This is a genomic window from Streptomyces sp. NPDC058459 (assembly GCF_042721685.1).
Lineage (GTDB): Bacteria > Actinomycetota > Actinomycetes > Streptomycetales > Streptomycetaceae > Streptomyces.
Window position 1 is genome coordinate 1 of sequence record NZ_JBHXLV010000429.1, and the last position, 1189, is coordinate 1189.

A 1189-nucleotide genomic window follows, 5' to 3' on the forward strand; every position below is an offset into this window, starting at 1 on the left:
GCCCTCGCCCGCAGCCGGTGACGGAGCTCGAGGGCGGCGATCGGCCGGCCGGGCGTGTTGGTGGCGAAACAGGTCAGCCGCATGCCGTCCGCATCCGTGAGCCGCAACTGGGCCCCGGGGTGCGGCCGTTCCTTGCGGACGATCAGCCGCATGCCCTGCGGCCAGCCGTGAAGGACATCGCCGGTGAGTTCAGCGACCCAGGCGCCGTCACGGATCTCGCCGCCGGCCTCGACGGCCGCCGTCCAGGCCGATGCCGGAACCTTCAGCACGTGCTGGTGGACCTGCTCGGTGATCACCATGCCGACCGAGTAGGACAGCCACCGTCCCCGCTGGGCGAGCCAGGCGACGAAGTCATGAGTGCCACCCGCGGAGTCGGTGCGGATCAGGGTCCGACGTCCGCGCCGGTACTTCTTCGGCAGCTGAGCCAAGGCCAGTTGGGCGGCGGTGATGTGGTCGGCGGCCGTGTTCGAGCCCGCGTTCCCCGGCCTGAGCAGGGCCGCCACCGGTTCACCCGTCCCGCCCGGTCCGTGGTCGACGAACCCCATCAGCGGATGGTGGCCGTAGGTCCGCTTCCACGTCGGTGCGGCATCCTCTTTGTCCGAATGCGCAATCACCAGCACCCCGTCCAGGTCGACAGTCACCGACCCGCCCGCGTCAGGCGCTTCCCGGTCAGCCAACTGCCAGACCCTGTGGCGGACTTCAGCCCGTGCGGCACGGATGGCCCGCAGGGCCTTCTCCCCGGAGGCGGCGAGGGTGTCGACGAGGCGGGAGACCGTCGGGTCGGAGGCCACCGGCCCGAACACAGCCGGCTCGGCCCGCAGCACGGCGACATCCGCGAGGCAGTCCCCACCCAGCGCGACCGCCAAGGCCACGTCCAGCAGGACCTTGCCCGGATCGTGCACTGCCCGAGCCTTCCGCCACGGCGTCAGCGCCGCTGACATCGCGGTGTCCAAGCCCGCCTTGCGGACCGTCTCGACCAGCAGCACGCCCCCGGCCTGCGAGACCACCGCCCGGCCACCGCCCTCGACGCGGACACGCGGGTAGGACCCGATACGCTTCTTCACCTGGAGAGTGCTTCTTTCCCTGCGGCGACATGGACCCTAGACAAGTCCCATCGTTCCAGGTCAGGAGCACTCTCCGCTTATCTGATCAAGCCTCGGACACCCCACCTCGTGAAAGCGCGAGGCTA

At 70.4% G+C, this 1189-nt stretch carries 1 protein-coding gene; it reads right to left on the reverse strand.

Going from position 1 to position 1189, the window contains the following annotated elements; genetic code table 11:
• A partial coding sequence (locus ACFWN1_RS33365; RefSeq protein WP_384370543.1) for an IS1380 family transposase occupies positions 1-1064 on the reverse strand: 1064 nt, incomplete at its 3' end.
• Between the last annotated feature and the right edge of the window lie 125 nt (positions 1065-1189).